The sequence below is a fragment of the Anoxybacillus flavithermus genome, assembly GCF_002742685.1.
Taxonomy (GTDB): Bacteria; Bacillota; Bacilli; order Bacillales; family Anoxybacillaceae; genus Anoxybacillus; species Anoxybacillus flavithermus_E.
On sequence record NZ_PEDM01000001.1, the window covers coordinates 279,637 to 294,683 of the forward strand.

Genomic DNA, 15,047 nt, shown 5'->3' on the forward strand with positions numbered 1-15,047 from the left:
AGAGGGCTGCTTATTGTTGATGAGACAGCCCTCTTTGTTGTTCACATTGCCCTTTGATCTCGCTACATTCGTAAATATATACGCCTTCCTTCTCCGAAAGCGCAGCATGGTACATCGCTTCGGCCACTTGTTTGGCTGAGATCGGTTTATATTTTTCCCATTTGCCAACGAACGCAAACGAAAAACCGTGGCAAAGCCATTCCGCTGTTTTTTCACCGAGACGAAATTCTTGTCGCTCTCCTGTTAATAACGATGGACGGAAAATGTGAAGCGAGCGAATCGTCAGTCGTTGCAGTGCCTCTTCCGTTTCTCCTTTGACGCGATTGTAAAAAAACATCGAATGCGGATGCGCGCCAATCGCAGAAACGAATAAAAACGTTTTAACGTGGCATTTTTCCGCTAGTTTTGCCGCCCGCAACGTATATTCGTAATCGACTTTAATGAATTGTTGTTTTGTTTTTGCTTTTTTCATCGTCGTTCCTAAACAACTAAATACATCGTCCACATGAAAATATTCTTCATATTGTTCAATTCGGTCAAAATCGACGACGACTTGTTGTAATTTTTCATGTTTGCACGCCATCGGTTTTCGAACAAACACGGTCACTCGTTCATAATGCTCTGAACGAAGCAATCGTTGGAGAAGTTCGCCTCCGACTAATCCGCTTGCCCCGATCACAAGAGCCGTTCTCTGTCTCAAATAAAGACCCCCCAAACGAAAAAAAGGTTTATAACAATTTGTCATTATATACCCATTTGCGAAAAAAAACTAGATATGTTTTGTGAATTTTTTAAGGCTGACTTGCATGCGCCAAGCCAGCCTTTCCTTTTACCGATTATCTACTTTTTCTGGATATAAATCGTGGTTTAATAAGCGATATTCCGCCATTTGTTCATATTTCGTTCCCGGGCGACCCCAATTGCAATATGGGTCAATGGAAATGCCGCCGCGCGGTGTAAATTTGCCCCATACTTCAATGTAACGCGGCTCCATGATGCGAATTAAATCGTTCATAATAATGTTGACGCAATCTTCATGGAAATCACCATGATTGCGAAAACTAAATAAATATAACTTCAACGATTTACTTTCGACACATTTTTTATCAGGAATGTAGCTAATGTAAATTGTAGCGAAATCTGGTTGTCCGGTTTTTGGCAACTGCTTTTTGTAGAGCAGGTGGACTATATCTTATTCTTATTCGACTGCGATATCGAATAAGAACCCTTGCGCTTCCACCACGATATTTTCATCGTGATGTACTCTACTCTCTTCCTTTATCACTACTTTTACTCGCTTCGTGATAAAGTGATTTCGATAGTCTCTGCACCTTCCTTAAAGAACATGGTTGCATACATCGCTCTTTCTTCTTTAAGGCTTGGCTCAGGGTTGGAGAAATAGGGTTCTAATAAATAGATAAGGCGATTCTCTTCTTGCATCTTCCCCTGTTTTCTCTTCCCCTGAATTCACAAGGTTTAGTCGACAGTGTCACCACTGAAGTGTGCCCTCATTGACACAAGCTCGTAAACTCCGGACAGTTAAATTTGACGAAATAGTCGCGATCAGGATGTTTGTTATCAAACACTTCAAGAATGTCTGGGCTGTATTCGAATACATATTTCGTTCCTTGGTTTCCAAGAAGTGTGACTCCTTGTAGTTCTTCATCTTTTCTCATAATGTTTCCCTCCTTATAATTATACGCCGCGGCGGTTGCCCCATAATAATGTGTGTAGTTGGGGCAAGACGCGGACGTCGTTCATTTCGTTTGATTGCACGACTTGTTCAACGAGCCATTCAAGTTTTTGTAATAATTTGAGACGAAGCGTGACGTCGTCTGCTTCCTGTAGCTCATCGTTACCGACTTGCACGTAAAATGGGACGGTTGGATAGCGTTCATGAACATGTTTGGCATATGCAAAGTCTTCATCGTCAAACACGACGACTTTTAAGCTCACATGTCCGCGATGCGCCGTGAGTTGCTCCATGATCGTATCAAGCGTCGCAAAATTTGTTTTCATATTTGAACTTGGCGGCTTTGGTGAAATCGTTAAATCGTCAATATCGTAAAACCAATCTTGCCATACGCTCCCTTGCGTCTCTAATCCGATGCGTATGTTATGTTCTTTTAATAATGAAATAAGCGCACGAAGTCCTTTTAATAACGCAGGGTTGCCCCCAGAAATCGTCACATGATTGAAACGGTCGCCGCCAAGTTGTTTCAATTGTTGCCAAACGTCTTCGGCGGTCATTTGTTGGATGTCATCTTTTGCTGAGCCGTCCCACGTAAACGACGAATCGCACCAACGACAACGATAGTCGCATCCTGCTGTGCGGACAAACATCGTTTTTTGCCCGATGACCATCCCTTCTCCTTGAATCGTCGGGCCAAAAATTTCAATGACCGGAATGCGCTCCATTATTGTTTCCCTGCTTTCGGACGATATACGACATAGCTTGTCGGGGACTCGCGTACAAACACTTGAACGCATGTCGGTTTATTCGGCAACGTGTCTAAATGTTCCTGAACGATTTCTGCAATTTTACGTGCTACCACTTCTGTCGTTGGAAAATGTTCAGCCGCTGTATCGCTAAATACATCTTTATGGTCGTTCATAACTGTATGATCAAAACGGTTGTGTACAAGTTTTTTTAACTGTTGAAAGTTAATTAAAAAGCCCGAATCATCAAGCTCATCACCTGCAACCGTAATGTTGATAAAATACGTATGTCCATGCATGTTCGCACATTGTCCTGCCGCTTCATGCGGAATAAAGTGCGCCGCAGCAATTTGCATATCTTTATTTAACTCATAGCGAAACGGGTGAATGACTTGCGGATAAATTTGTTGGATCATCGCACATTTGCTCCTTTCTTTTCATTCATATATTGGTCAAGACCACGCTTACGTAACACGCATGCCGGGCATTCACCACAGCCGTCTGCGATAATACCGTTGTAGCATGTGAGCGTTTTTGTGCGCACGAACTCAAGCGCACCTAACTCATCCGCAAGCTTCCACGTTTCCGCTTTATTTAACCACATAAGCGGCGTATGAATGACAAATTCGTAATCCATCGCTAAGTTCAGCGTCACGTTTAACGATTTTATAAATACGTCGCGACAGTCTGGATAGCCGCTAAAGTCTGTTTCACATACGCCCGTCACGAGATGACGCGCCCCTTTTTGTTTCGCAAGCACCGCCGCAAACGATAAAAACAATAAATTGCGCCCATCGACAAACGTGGACGGCAATTGTCCTTCTTTTTGTTCGATCGCTATATCGCTTCTTGTTAGCGCATTTGGTGCGAGCTGATTTAATAGCGACATATCAAGCACCGTATGCGGTACGTTAAGCTCTTTCGCAATCGATGCGGCGACGTCAATTTCAAGCCGATGGCGTTGGTTGTAATCAAACGTCACCGCCTCGACTTCCGCAAAATGTTTTTTCGCCCAAAATAAACACGTTGTGCTATCTTGCCCGCCGCTAAAAACGACGACTGCTTTTTCTCTTTTCATCTTTCGCTCTCCTTTCTTGCATGATGAGAAGAAAGAGCGTTCTAAAACAAAAACGCTATACCCCCTAAGGACATAGCGATCCCTAGTTTTTTTATAGAGGGTGTTCTAGAACCTCTCCTACGCAAGTGGCGTAGAATTCTTCTTCAATTGTACGCCTAACAATATACCATAAAACATATATTCATTCTATAAAAATTTATGCTTTATTTGTGAACAGTTTTCAGGATATAATAACAACAAAAAAGTTAGGTGATTCAATATGACAAAACGTTCTACTTTTGACGCTGCACTTCAACAACTACGCGAAAAATTAATGACGATGGTATCCGCCTCTCAACAGGCGCTTCACGAATCAATTGAAGCGTTAAAAACGCAAAATATCGCGAAAGCGGATGAAATTATTGAAAACGATAAAAAAATTAACGAGCTTGAACGCGAAATTAACGAGCTTGCGATTATGACGATTTTAAAACAACAACCGGTCGCATCTGACTTACGGCGATTAATCGTTGCGCTTAAAATTTCGTCTGATGTCGAACGCATTGGCGACATTGCGGTCAATATCGCAAAATCGGTGAAATTTATCGGCACAGAGCCACACGTAAAACCGATCGTTCACATTCCTGAAATGGCAGCGATCGTCAATGAAATGTTAGACCATGCACTTCACGCGTTCCATAACGATGATATTGAAGAAGCAAAACGCATCGCGCTCGAAGATGACCGCGTTGACGAATTACAAGGGAAAATTATTCAAGAATTAATTGATTTAATGAGCGAAAAGCCAGAATTTACGAACCAAATTACACAATTGTCGTTTGTGACGCGCAATTTAGAGCGCGCTGGCGACCATGTGACAAATATCGCCGAAAATATTTTATATAGCGTCAAAGGAATTCGCATTGATTTGAATTATTAAACATTTAGGTGCCTCACGCCGTTTGAGGCACCTAATCTTTTGTCGATTTTTCTTCGATCTGGTGATATAATCGGGTCAGGGGAGGTGAGTGAAAGTGGATGAGATGCTAAAACGTATTTTCGATGAACTTGCATCGCTACGCGAACACATGGCGACAAAAGACGACATCGCAAGCATCGAGCAACGCATGGCTACAAAAGATGATATCGCTGCCATGGACAAACGCATCGAACACATCGAACAAACGATGGCCACAAAAGATGACATCGCAAGCATCGAGCAACGTATGGCCACAAAAGATGACATCGCTGATCTTCCTCTCATTAAACAAGCTGTATTCGAAATACTAGAAGCAGTCAATGAAATTCCAACGATCAAGCAAAACCTCGCTGACATGTCCCAAAAACTAGATGATGTCATCGCGACCCAAGCACGACACGAGCTCGCTATCCAGTCGCTCGCTGTTCGGTCACTTGTACATGAAAACGAAATTCGTGCATTAAAAGCAAGATAACGATGAGAAGGCTGTCACAAACTTCTTTTGGACAGCCTTTTTCATTTATTTTTCTTCTTTTGCTAGTTGTTCAAACGACTTTACTTTCCCGTGCGGTTCATTTTGTGCTTGTTTCCGAACGGTCCATTGTCGCTCTTTTTGTCTTTTTGATTGAGTCATTCGTCTCACCCCCTCCTTTTTTATCATTTGTTCCTTTTCCTTTTTTATGACTTTTTTATTATTTGAAAATTGTGTATATTTGAGATAAGGGGAAAAGGGGGAGAGAACATTGCTACAATCAAAACAAGCAAAAAAAGCGTTACAAAAAGTGCAACGAGTCGCGAAAGAAGTCAAACGAGCGACTCGATTCGATCAACCGCTCGCTCAACAGCTCGATGCGTTGCGCGATATATTAGACCGTCATCTCGATCGCGATGAATATTTCGTCATCGTCGACGAAGACGGGCGCAGCCTCGTGCATACAAATCGGTTGCGCGAAGGCATGGTGTTTGATGACGAAGTAGGAAAAAAATCCGCAACGACCACTACTCCACTGTTGCAACTGTATAAGCGAAACACAGGCGAAGTACTCGTCGACGCTTCTTGTCCGCTGTTCGAACAAAATGGAAAGCGCTTTAATTTACGCATGGGTCGTCTCATTCATCAGCCGTATATGGAAATGTGGCTCGGTGCGATCGTTTTATTGCCAGTTATCACTCTTTTTATTCTTGCTTTTTTTATGCATTTGTCGCTGAAACAAACGATCATCCTTGTTGTCGGCACATGTGTAGTCGGCTTTCTCGCTTCTTTTTCGTTTTATCGCATCATCATGAATCGTCTCCGCGCTTGGTATCACGTCACGCGCGCTGTATCATCGGGACAGCTGCAAGCAGAAGTGAAAACGGTCGGAAAGCGCAACGCGTTTCATCAAATTGGTTATGAAATTAATAAAGTCATTCTCGGTTTGCGCATGATTTTACAACAAATCGCAAAAGCTACCCACTCCGTTGAACAAGTGAGCCACGAACAAAAAGAAGAAACGAAACGCATTGCAGAAGCGTTTGACGAAGTAGCCGCAACAATGGAAACGTTTCGTGAAGGCGCGCAAAAACAAACAACTTTTGTCGATGAAGCGAAAGAACGCATTCAAACGATGCTTCACTACATGCAGACCGTCCAAACAGACATCGAACAAGTCGTTGAACGGGCGCAAACGACATTTCACGCCGCCAAAACAGGATATCACGATATGCAAGCGATCGAACAACGAATGAACGACACAAAACAACAAATGAATGACACCGCACAAGGCATTCAAAACGTCGCAAAAGAAGCGGACGCTTTAATGCAAAAAGTATCCGCCATTACCGCCATTGCAGAACAAACGAACATGTTAGCGTTGAACGCGTCGATTGAAGCGGCTAGAGCAGGAGAAGCTGGAAAAGGATTTGCGGTTGTCGCTTCGGAAGTACGGAAACTTGCGGAACATACGAACGCGTTTGCGCATGAAATTTTATCGTCGCTTGCGAATACGCACCGTCAACTATCAAACGTCGCACATGCGGTCACAAAACAAGCAAATACAATCGACGAAACGACCGCTTCCTTAACAAAAATGACCGAAAGTCTTGCCCATTTCCAAACGATGTCACATGAATTAAACGCTTTAATTCAACGAAACCGAACGTTCATGCAACAAACGACAAAAGAAGGAAATGAGCTATATGAAGCCATTACAGACGTCTACACAATCGCCAACGACTTTACAAAAATTGTGCACGAAACAGCAAGCGGTCTTGAACAACAAGCAACAAGCGTCCATCAACTCGCAAAAGAAGCAGCTGTATTGGCGGAAAACGTAAATCAACTAAAACAAATTTTACATCGGTTTGGCATTTCATAAAAATGACAAAAGCGAGCCTAATGTACATTGGCTCGCTCATTTTTTTCATTATGCATATATGCCCCGATACCGATCGTTAAAATAAAAAGAAGTAAAAACGTATTGCCTGCTTCTAAACTAGCCGCAACGCTACATCCGAAACAAAAGAGAAGCGGCGTTTTCAACCACTCTTCACCGCTAAATAACCACCATTCGAATAAACCGACCGTAAACGCCAACACGTACATCGTTCCGTCGTTTAGCGAAAAATAATGTCCAAATGCGAGCGCTCCCATCCATAATGCAATGGCTGCTGGCAATAAAAGAAACACCTCGTGCTCACGTACACCGCGCTTGAACACATATATATGCACAATAAGTCCAAAAGAAAAAACAATAAGAGGCCATACACTTGCATCATACCATTGAATGATGTGAAACGTTTCGAGCGTAAAGAAAAGAAGTAAAACGAACATTGCCATGACCGTTTGACGCATCATTTCACCCCCTTACATTCAATGTACTACACTTCCTTTTTTCTAGCTAGGCATTTTTCGATAGAAAAGTAAGAAAATAAATATGATGCTCATATATCCAAATAAAGGATATAGTACAGTAAGAAGCGAGTGGTATCCGACTAAACTAAACGCATACATCGCTATTAAAAGCGCAATAAGGACGAAGATCGGCGTCCGAAAAAAAAGCGCCAATTTCCGATGCAAGCCGAACACGCCTGCAATAAATGAAGTGAAAATTTCACCGTAAATGATGACGACATATAGTCCATAAAACGATGCGAGCGAACGTTTCACCACTTCCGCCATCGGAATGCTGTAAGATTGGAAGTTTGGAAGCAAAGAAAGCGCCAAATGACTGCTGAATAAAATAAACATAAGCAACATGCCGCCAAGCCATCCTCCAAGGCGAATCGTCCGTTCATCTTTTACTTCTGTCGCAAGTGGAACGAGCACGACTTGTGCCATCGCTAAATTAAACGCCACATACGCAAACGGAGAAAAAAACGCAGCAAGCGGCGGCTTCGTCCATACGATGTCGCCTCCGTTCATCATCGCAATAGACAAACTAAAGATAATCATCAGCGGCACAACGACCATATTGACGCTTAAAATGCCATTTAAACCAAACAACATCGTGACAAACGTCACTACCATGGTAAACAAAAGTCCAACATATGCCGGCATATGCAGCTGTTCTTCAAACACCGCCCCCGCTCCAGATAACATGACCGCGGTGACACTAAATAGCACAACAAACATAAACAAATTGACAACAACGCTCACTTTCCCAAATAAATATGCATTGAATTGTTCATATGAACGCGCATGAAGCCGATTCGCCATGATCATTAAACGCGTCCCAAAAAAAATGAATAGCCCCCCGCTTACTACAATCATCCCCATCCCAATCGCCCCGTATTGTGTAAAAAATTGCACAATTTCTTTCCCGGTCGCAAATCCTGCACCGACTACTGTTCCGACATATACAAACGCAATTTGAATCGCCCGCATCCACATATACTCTCCCCCACTCGTCCATTTTTTCTATTATATATATGAAAAAAAACGGCGAATATTTTCCGCCGTTTTTCCTACTCTACAACTACATCAACTTTTGGCATATTGTGCATATTTTTTGCGGTCACATGTGCGACAACCGAATACGTCCCTTTCGTTGGAAACGTATATGGCGCAACGTATTTTCCGTCCCCGACATGTTTTCCTTCAATCATTTGCCGGTCTTCTTCACCATGTTTCCACACTTCAAACTTCACTTCTGATGCATCTGTCACTTTTTCATCACCGTATGTGACAAAACAAGCGAGCTCGACTTCTTGATTAGCTGGAAGCTTTTCTTCAACCGCCATTTTGACGTCTAAATACGCCAGCTCTTCTTCTTCCGCATTGTTTGCACAACCAGCGACAAAAAGCAAAGCGAAGGCAAACAACAGTAGCCATTTTTTCATTTGGATCCCCTTCCGTGTTACAATAATTTCACAAAGTTATCACAATGATTTGCTACAATGATAATAAATATACTCGACGGAGGATGCATGCGATGCAAGTTCGTTTCTTTTTTTTGCTTATCATCGTCGTTTTGTTGACAAGCTGCACTCGAGAGACGTACACTCCGATTCCACGAGACAAATCGGTCGTTAGCGTCGTCAATATAAAAGACAAAAGCTTGTCATTTATTGATTATAACACGAAAAAACGTATTGCAACATGGAAAATGAAAAAGCCGATAACGAAAGCCGTCCTTCTTCCTGATGGCGATACGGTCATTTTATTCGGACAAGAGATGGACGAGATGATCGCGTATACATTATCGACAGGAACAGAAAAAAAACGATGGAACGTACGTAAAGGTGTGACCGACGTACTTGTCACCGCACATGAGTTACTTGTGGTGAACGAAAAAGATGGAACAGTGTCGATCATGACGTTCGATGGAAAAGTAAAACATACGATTGTTACTCCCCCCTCCCCTTTTTCCATTGTCGCCGACGACAAACATCATCAATGGATTGTCATTCATTTTAAACATGGCGCCATCTCATTTATTGACAAGACGACAAAACGTGTGACACGAACGGTCGATACGCTCGATTTTGCCGTCAGCGGCTTAGTTGTTCCAGAAACGGATGAACTATGGGTTGGCGGACATGGGAGCGGAGCGAATATTCAACAAGAAGCATATGTTCATTCGCTTGTCGACGGCCAGTTGCTCACACGTGTGAAGGCAGAAACGATGCCGGTTCAATTTGTACAGACGAACGAAACGATATACGTGCTTTGCCACGGCTCGAACATGCTATATGCATTTGAACCAAAAACGAAACATTTCATGCGCTCACTTAATATTGGCGCAAACCCTTTCGCAATGATAAAGGCGAAAGACGACATCGCCATCGCCAGCTACGACAGCAATGAACTAATTTTTGTCGATGAAAAAACGTTAAAACAAACAAAAACCGTTTCTGTCGGACGTGGGCCGTTTTACATCTTTTTCCGCAATGCGAAGGAGGAATAAACATGGCAACGATTTTAATTATTGACGATGAAAAAGAGATGCGCGAATTGCTTCGCCTTTATTTAGAACCAGAAGGATTTACGTGCATTGAAGCAGACGATGGCGAAGCAGGGCTAGCGGAGTTCGGACGAAGACATATCGATTTAATTTTACTTGATATTATGATGCCGAAACTTGACGGCTACCGCTTTTGCATGCACGTACGCGAACGTTCACAAGTGCCAATCATTTTTTTAACAGCAAGAAGCGATGAGTGGGATCGCGTATATGGATTAAAAATTGGTGCGGACGACTACATCGTGAAACCATTCAGCCCCAATGAAGTTGTCGCACGCGTGCATGCCGTCCTTCGACGAACGAAAGGAACAGATGCAACATCACAATATGAAGCAGGTTCGATTGTTGTCGATGAAAAAGCACGAAAAGTAACGGTAAACGGAAAACCGGTTGTGTTAACGTTAAAAGAATTTGAATTGCTTGTATTGTTTTTAAAACATCGCGGGCAAGTATTTACGCGTGAACAGCTGTTAGATCGAGTCTGGGGCATTCATTATGTCGGCAGTACGCGCACGGTCGATACGCATATTAAAACGTTGCGCATTAAACTCGGCGAAGCAGGGCAACTCATCCAAACGGTATGGGGAGTGGGATATAAATTTGATGAAACGATTTAATTCTCTTTCCTTACAACAAAAACTATGGCTGACGATTAGCGCTTTTTTAGTGCTGGCGGTGTTGCTTTTATATACAGTTGCTGTTTATATATATGAAAACATTTATATCGCCAACGTCGAACAACGTTTATTCCAAGAAGGAATGAATATAGCTGCCAAATACAACGGCGGCGAGATGACCGATTCGTTTCGTCACATCGTCTCTCTGATGAATGACATATCTGATACCGAAATTGTACTTGTGAACAATCCGCGTGAATTAAGCGCATGCTTACCGTTTGAAGTCGACCATCATTCCATCATTAGCGAGGCGGAACGGCAACAATTGCTTGCAGGGAAAACGGTAACGAAAAAAGGATATGAACAAACGTTTGACCGCCAAATCGTCGGCGTCATCATTCCGCTATTAGACGAACATCGGCTCATGGGCATTTTATATTTGTACGTACCGCTTGCATCGATTGAAGATGTGCTCGAGCGCATTCAAACGTTCGTCATGATCGGCGGCATCCTTTTTTTATTCATTACGGTATTTGTCGGCCGAAAAATTGCGATGCATTTGACGAAATCACTGCAACATATGCAACAAGCCGCCTATCGCGTCTCGCAAGGCGATTTTTCTGTCCAAGTGGATGTTGAAACGGAAGATGAAATTGGGCAATTAGCGAAAGCGTTCAATCAAATGGCGCATGCGCTCGCGAAAGAAGATGAACGAAAAAAAGAATTTTTAGCGAACGTTTCTCACGAATTGCGCACGCCGCTAAGCTATGTGAAAGGATATAGTGAAGCGCTACTAGACGACGTCATCAAAGATGAAGCGCAACAAAAGAAATATATGAAACTCATTCACCGCGAAGCGAGCCGCATGCAACGTCTCGTGCGCGACTTACTTGACTTAGCACAACTGGAAGGCACGTATCCGCTTGTTAGCACCCCGTTTTCAATTGCGCAATTAGTTGAGGAGACGATTGAAAAATACGAACCGATGTTGCAAGAAAAGAACATTCACCTTTCGCTCGACCTCGATCACGACTTAATCGTCGATGGCGATCCAGATCGCATCGAACAAGTGTTGCAAAACTTGCTTGATAATGCGTTGCGCTACACCCCTGCTGGCGGCAACATATTGGTGCGTACTGTAAATAAACATCCGATGTGCGAGCTCGTCATTTCCGATTCAGGACAAGGAATGTCGAAACAAGACATCGAACGATTAGGAGAACGATTTTTCCGCGCCGACCGCTCACGCTCGCGCGAACATGGCGGCACAGGGCTTGGCATTGCGATCGTCAAGCAAATTGTCAAGCTACACGGCGGCTCGATTCGTTTTGAAAGCGAACAAGGAAAAGGAACGACCGTGTACGTTCAATTGCCGTTATATGATGAATCATAGTACAATAGATCTATCATATGTTTAGGAGGGATGACATGAAGTTACATACGATTCCGCTCGATTTAGAGCGCATATTTGAATCGATGTGCCACTCATTTGCGATGATTTTATTTCGCCCAGATACAACAGTATTATGGGCAAACGATGCGTTTCTTCATGCGATGGGCTACACGGAGCAACAATTGCTCGGTTTATCCCACCGTCAATTTTGCCTGCCATCATACGCAAACAGCCACGAGTATACAGAGTTTTGGAATCGCCTAAAAAATAAACAACCGTTTTATGGAACGGTGCAACGCGTCACTCGTCACGGCAAACATATATGGCTTGAAGCGCTTTACGCTCCGGTGTTAGATGAGGCTGGGCAAGTGCAAGCGATTTTTAAAATCGCAACGGACGTCACCGATCGTCAAAACACATTAAATGAAGAGTTTGCGAGTTTACTTGAAGAAATGAATGCGAGCACAAACGATATTCATCAAACGTCGCAACTCATTCACGAACATTTGCAACGATTAAGCGAAAAAGCGGAACGCGTAAGCAAAAGCACCGAACAAATTCAGTCCGTTATTTCGTTTGTGAAAGACATTTCGATACAGTCAAACTTGCTCGGATTAAACGCCGCCATCGAAGCCGCCCGCGCTGGCGAACACGGCCGCGGTTTTGCGATCGTCGCGGAAGAAGTGCGCAAAATGGCAGAAAAAAGCAAAACATCTGCCGAAGACATTTCTGAACAGCTTAATCACATTACAAGCTCTGTATTAGAAATGGTGCATATGCTACAAGAAGTGGCGGAAAAAATAAACAATAGCACCGAAGCGATTGACGAACTTCATCAAGTGCAGCAACATATGGTGAAAATTACAGACAAACTGACGAAGCTTTTATAACTGCCCATCGCGGCAGTTTTTTTTCGTCACGAAAAAAATTTTTATTTTTTTTAAAAAAAGGTCTTGAAAGTCAAAGAAGGTCAAATTATAATAAAGACAGAAAGGTCAAATATAGTCAAAGTCAAAGGAGGTTGGTGCCTATGATGTGCCAAGTATGTAAACAAAATGAAGCAAACATCTTTTTACACGTACAAGTGAACAACGAAAAACAACAATTACACCTTTGCGATGCATGCTATGCAAAGCAAAAACAACAATTAAAAGTGCCAGCAGGATTCCACTTCGATCGTCTCGACCAATGGTTCTCCGACTTTTTCGCACCGCTTACAGAACATTCCCATATCGAGCAACAAATACAACAAGAACAACCGAAGCGAAACGGATTGCTTGATCAATTCGGTCGCAACTTAACACAACTTGCGAAAGCGGGGCTTATCGATCCGGTTATCGGACGTGAAAAAGAAATTGAACGCGTCATCGAAATTTTAAATCGCCGCAACAAAAATAACCCGGTATTAATCGGTGAACCGGGCGTCGGTAAAACAGCGATCGTCGAAGGATTAGCGCTTAAAATTGCCGAAGGGTCTGTTCCTACGAAATTATTGAATAAAGAAGTGTACGTGCTTGACGTCGCATCACTCGTTGCGAATACAGGCATTCGCGGTCAATTTGAAGAACGAATGAAACAATTAATTGCCGAATTGCAACAACGGAAAAACGTCATTTTGTTCATTGACGAAATTCATTTACTCGTCGGCGCAGGCTCAGCCGAAGGTTCGATGGACGCAAGCAACATATTAAAACCGACGCTTGCTCGCGGGGAATTACAAATCATCGGCGCAACAACATTAAAAGAATATCGTCAAATCGAAAAAGACGCGGCGCTTGAACGTCGTTTCCAGCCTGTTCTCGTTCACGAACCAACAATCGAACAAGCCATCGACATGTTAAAAGGCATTCAGCCAAAATACGAACAATTCCATCAAGTGAAATATACAGATGAAGCGATTCGCGCCTGCGTTACGTTGTCACATCGCTACATTCAAGACCGCTTTCTTCCTGACAAAGCAATTGACTTGTTAGACGAAGCGGGTTCAAAAGTGAGCTTAAAAGCGACACCGACAAATAAAGAAGCGATCGAACAACGTCTCGAACAAATCAAAAAAGAAAAAGAAAAAGCAGCGCAAGAAGAAAATTACGAACTCGCTGCCAAATTGCGCACAGAAGAATTGCAGCTCGAAAAACAATTAAAACAAAACGGACAAGCTGAGCCACCTGTTGTAGACGTCATGCATATTCAACAAATGATTGAAGAAAAAACAGGAATTCCAGTTGGTAAATTACAATCTGATGAACAAGCAAAAATGAAACATTTAGAAGAAAACTTAGCGAAAAAAGTAATCGGTCAAGAAGAAGCGGTGAGAAAAATCGCAAAAGCGATTCGTAGAAGCCGCGCCGGCTTAAAAGCGAAAAACCGTCCGATCGGTTCGTTCTTATTCGTCGGTCCCACTGGCGTCGGTAAAACAGAATTGTCAAAGACGCTTGCTGAACAATTGTTCGGCTCTAAAGATGCAATGATTCGCTTAGATATGAGCGAATATATGGAAAAACATGCGGTCGCCAAACTGATCGGTGCACCTCCTGGCTACATTGGTCACGAAGAAGCCGGTCAATTAACAGAAAAAGTGCGCCGCAACCCTTACAGCATCATCTTGCTTGATGAAATGGAAAAAGCGCATCCGGACGTACAACATATGTTCTTGCAAATTTTAGAAGACGGTCGTTTAACAGATAGCCAAGGTCGTACCGTCAGCTTTAAAGATACGGTCATCATTATGACATCGAACGCAGGTACGAATGTCGAAGGCGACTTGCTTCAACGTCTTGGTCTATACTTTAAACCAGAATTTTTAAACCGTCTCGATGCGATTATCGAATTTAAACCGCTTGAAAAAGCGCATATGTTGCAAATCGTTGACCTCATGCTTGCCGAGTTGCAACGCACGCTTGATGAACAACATATCACAATGACGATTAGCGACAAAGCGAAAGAAAAATTAGCCGAACTCGGCTATCATCCAACGTTCGGTGCTCGTCCACTCCGTCGCGTCATACAAGAACACGTCGAAGACGAAATTGCCGATGTGTTGCTTGATGAACAAGATGTACGCGCAATCCATATCGATGTAGAAGATGACCGCATCGTTGTAAAAGCTGAAAAAGCCTAA

17 protein-coding genes, 1 pseudogene and 1 riboswitch are annotated in these 15,047 nt (G+C 43.0%); of the genes and pseudogenes, 8 read left to right on the plus strand and 10 right to left on the minus strand.

Annotated elements, in window-relative coordinates; translation table 11 throughout:
• Positions 1 to 10: 10 nt before the first annotated feature.
• The 6 genes and pseudogenes from CS060_RS01485 to queC form a co-directional block, all read right to left on the minus strand.
• Positions 11 to 745, minus strand: coding sequence for an oxidoreductase (locus CS060_RS01485; protein ID WP_180271033.1), 735 nt, complete (start codon positions 743 to 745; stop codon positions 11 to 13).
• A gap of 84 nt (positions 746 to 829) precedes the next feature.
• Positions 830 to 1,159, minus strand: a pseudogene (gene queF, locus CS060_RS01490) (preQ(1) synthase); the annotation flags it as partial.
• Between the two features lie 349 nt (positions 1,160 to 1,508).
• Complete coding sequence (locus tag CS060_RS01495) at positions 1,509 to 1,676, minus strand: tunnelling fold family protein (RefSeq protein ID WP_003396742.1); 168 nt, start codon at positions 1,674 to 1,676, stop codon at positions 1,509 to 1,511.
• A 19-nt stretch (positions 1,677 to 1,695) separates the two neighbouring features.
• On the minus strand, positions 1,696 to 2,418 hold the full coding sequence (gene queE / locus CS060_RS01500; RefSeq protein WP_035048138.1) for a 7-carboxy-7-deazaguanine synthase QueE: 723 nt from the start codon (positions 2,416 to 2,418) through the stop codon (positions 1,696 to 1,698).
• The gene (gene queD / locus CS060_RS01505) at positions 2,418 to 2,855 is read right to left on the minus strand and encodes a 6-carboxytetrahydropterin synthase QueD (protein ID WP_009362722.1); all 438 of its coding nucleotides are present in this window, start codon (positions 2,853 to 2,855) and stop codon (positions 2,418 to 2,420) included. The genes queE and queD overlap by 1 nt, the downstream gene beginning before the upstream one ends.
• The gene (gene queC / locus CS060_RS01510; RefSeq protein WP_035048136.1) at positions 2,852 to 3,517 is read right to left on the minus strand and encodes a 7-cyano-7-deazaguanine synthase QueC; all 666 of its coding nucleotides are present in this window, start codon (positions 3,515 to 3,517) and stop codon (positions 2,852 to 2,854) included. Before queC ends, queD begins: the two co-directional genes overlap by 4 nt.
• A gap of 76 nt (positions 3,518 to 3,593) precedes the next feature.
• Positions 3,594 to 3,638: riboswitch (PreQ1 riboswitch) on the minus strand.
• A 138-nt stretch (positions 3,639 to 3,776) separates the two neighbouring features.
• On the opposite strand from queC, the gene phoU reads away from it, so the two are divergent.
• Positions 3,777 to 4,436 (plus strand): phosphate signaling complex protein PhoU, encoded by a 660-nt coding sequence (phoU, locus tag CS060_RS01515; protein WP_006321631.1) that lies wholly within the window; start codon positions 3,777 to 3,779, stop codon positions 4,434 to 4,436.
• A 103-nt stretch (positions 4,437 to 4,539) separates the two neighbouring features.
• Positions 4,540 to 4,950 carry a hypothetical protein gene (locus CS060_RS01520; protein ID WP_257211102.1) on the plus strand — a complete coding sequence of 137 codons (411 nt, stop codon included), beginning with the start codon at positions 4,540 to 4,542 and terminating at the stop codon, positions 4,948 to 4,950.
• 45 nt (positions 4,951 to 4,995) lie between these two features.
• On the opposite strand, the gene CS060_RS14230 is transcribed toward CS060_RS01520, so the two are convergent.
• Positions 4,996 to 5,109 (minus strand): DUF6254 family protein, encoded by a 114-nt coding sequence (locus CS060_RS14230; RefSeq protein ID WP_003396753.1) that lies wholly within the window; start codon positions 5,107 to 5,109, stop codon positions 4,996 to 4,998.
• Positions 5,110 to 5,218: 109 nt separating this feature from the next.
• Here CS060_RS14230 and CS060_RS01525 point away from each other — a divergent pair, with 109 nt between their 5' ends.
• Positions 5,219 to 6,832, plus strand: coding sequence for a methyl-accepting chemotaxis protein (locus tag CS060_RS01525; RefSeq protein ID WP_035048133.1), 1,614 nt, complete (start codon positions 5,219 to 5,221; stop codon positions 6,830 to 6,832).
• A 17-nt stretch (positions 6,833 to 6,849) separates the two neighbouring features.
• Here the strand turns inward: CS060_RS01525 and CS060_RS01530 are convergent, their stop codons facing one another.
• The 3 genes from CS060_RS01530 to CS060_RS01540 all read right to left on the minus strand — a co-directional run bounded on the left by CS060_RS01530 (position 6,850) and on the right by CS060_RS01540 (position 8,795).
• Positions 6,850 to 7,308 carry a hypothetical protein gene (locus CS060_RS01530; RefSeq protein ID WP_035048131.1) on the minus strand — a complete coding sequence of 153 codons (459 nt, stop codon included), beginning with the start codon at positions 7,306 to 7,308 and terminating at the stop codon, positions 6,850 to 6,852.
• Between the two features lie 42 nt (positions 7,309 to 7,350).
• On the minus strand, positions 7,351 to 8,346 hold the full coding sequence (locus tag CS060_RS01535) for a YkvI family membrane protein (protein ID WP_099668612.1): 996 nt from the start codon (positions 8,344 to 8,346) through the stop codon (positions 7,351 to 7,353).
• A 74-nt stretch (positions 8,347 to 8,420) separates the two neighbouring features.
• Positions 8,421 to 8,795 carry a FixH family protein gene (locus CS060_RS01540; protein WP_099668613.1) on the minus strand — a complete coding sequence of 125 codons (375 nt, stop codon included), beginning with the start codon at positions 8,793 to 8,795 and terminating at the stop codon, positions 8,421 to 8,423.
• A 92-nt stretch (positions 8,796 to 8,887) separates the two neighbouring features.
• Here CS060_RS01540 and CS060_RS01545 point away from each other — a divergent pair, with 92 nt between their 5' ends.
• From CS060_RS01545 to CS060_RS01565, 5 genes are all read left to right on the plus strand, one after another.
• The gene (locus CS060_RS01545) at positions 8,888 to 9,862 is read left to right on the plus strand and encodes a YncE family protein (protein WP_035048127.1); all 975 of its coding nucleotides are present in this window, start codon (positions 8,888 to 8,890) and stop codon (positions 9,860 to 9,862) included.
• A 2-nt stretch (positions 9,863 to 9,864) separates the two neighbouring features.
• On the plus strand, positions 9,865 to 10,536 hold the full coding sequence (locus CS060_RS01550) for a response regulator transcription factor (RefSeq protein WP_035048125.1): 672 nt from the start codon (positions 9,865 to 9,867) through the stop codon (positions 10,534 to 10,536).
• A complete protein-coding gene (locus CS060_RS01555) occupies positions 10,523 to 11,929 on the plus strand; it encodes a sensor histidine kinase (RefSeq protein WP_035048169.1) in 1,407 nt (468 codons plus the stop codon). Before CS060_RS01550 ends, CS060_RS01555 begins: the two co-directional genes overlap by 14 nt.
• 35 nt (positions 11,930 to 11,964) lie before the next feature.
• The gene (locus CS060_RS14390) at positions 11,965 to 12,819 is read left to right on the plus strand and encodes a methyl-accepting chemotaxis protein (protein ID WP_035048123.1); all 855 of its coding nucleotides are present in this window, start codon (positions 11,965 to 11,967) and stop codon (positions 12,817 to 12,819) included.
• A gap of 140 nt (positions 12,820 to 12,959) precedes the next feature.
• Complete coding sequence (locus tag CS060_RS01565; protein WP_035048121.1) at positions 12,960 to 15,047, plus strand: ATP-dependent Clp protease ATP-binding subunit; 2,088 nt, start codon at positions 12,960 to 12,962, stop codon at positions 15,045 to 15,047.